This is a genomic window from Vibrio sp. Vb1026 (assembly GCF_033338745.1).
GTDB classification, from domain to species: Bacteria; Pseudomonadota; Gammaproteobacteria; order Enterobacterales; family Vibrionaceae; genus Vibrio; species Vibrio alginolyticus.
On sequence record NZ_JAWOTH010000147.1, the window covers coordinates 1 to 1,173 of the forward strand.

Here is a 1,173-nt window from a genome sequence, read left to right on the forward strand (position 1 = left end):
CGCGACTTCTCACGTTCTTGAATGTAAAAGCCGCGACGACTGGCTGTCTTTGTTACTGATTTAACTCAGCTTGCATGGCACGAAACGCCGTTACCTGCTCAGCAATAAGTTCGCGTTTTTCATCACGCCCTAAGTACACTTTGAAGATATTGCTGCCGCATTCAGAGAAAAAGCCAAAGTAGTGACTGTCACGTCCCATAAACGTTTTACTGACCAGCGCGATATTTTTCACGTTATCCAATTTGAGGTGACCATGCAGCTCACCTTCTCGCCCCATTAGATTGTAATAACCACGCGCAACTTTGCCTTTCGGAAAAGGCGCTTTCACTTCGAAAATGGAGCCGAAGGAGTGTACGATCGTCGTCACTGGGCCAAAGCCAACTAGGCTTTCAAGGATTGTTTGCGCTTGTTCGCCCGGAGCAATCGCAACCATCTCTTGCGGCAGTGCAGCGACAACATCAAATTCTGTCACACCTAAACGCTCTGCCATTGCGGCAGGCAGAAGTTGAGGTTCTTGTTCCAATAGAGCTTCTACCTGTTGCTTGATTGATTCCATTTTGTTTTCCATCTTTTCTTCAATTTGTCTTCATTAATTATTGGATACTTTTGGCACGCTTTCGTTCATCTCTGATGTCAGTACCTGAATACAGGCTTGCGCTAACGAAACGGCCCAAAAACTGCCCGCTAAAGTAAGCACTAAGCTTCGCTCTTGAAGCTCAACTAAGCCTTTGTCTTGCCATACTTTAAACAGCGGCATGAGAAAATCGAACGTATCGCTACCCATAAACACCGGCAATTTACTTGCCTGAACAATGCCGCGGTCAAACCCGGATTTTAGCGCCGCAAATAATGGCTCTAATGGGCTGTGCTTCATCATCATCGCAATCGTACTTTGCCCTTCATTCACCGCTTTGATGTAGGTGTCTAAAGTACGGTGCAGCATCATCCCGTAGCCGCCAATGTTGCCACCAGCACCGCATCCAATCGGTAACACTTCTGCGTACGTCTTGGCTAAGCTGTTGTATAGGCTACGCTCACGGTTATCGACGGCCCAGTGGTTCACGCTCAACTGCTTCATATGGTGCTTCGCCATAAAGTTCACACCCAACTCATACATGCCCGCTTTCTCTGGCGTCGTCGCTGGTGGGGGGATCTTGCCTTTTTCAACGAGAT

The 1,173-nt window shown here is 47.8% G+C and carries 1 protein-coding gene and 1 pseudogene; both read right to left on the minus strand.

The features are described from left to right. Positions 1-52: 52 nt before the first annotated feature. The gene (hutX, locus tag R7E47_RS24855) at positions 53-556 is read right to left on the minus strand and encodes a heme utilization cystosolic carrier protein HutX (protein WP_318085432.1); all 504 of its coding nucleotides are present in this window, start codon (positions 554-556) and stop codon (positions 53-55) included. Positions 557-589: 33 nt separating this feature from the next. After that, positions 590-1,173 (minus strand): annotated as a pseudogene (locus R7E47_RS24860) (heme anaerobic degradation radical SAM methyltransferase ChuW/HutW); the annotation flags it as partial.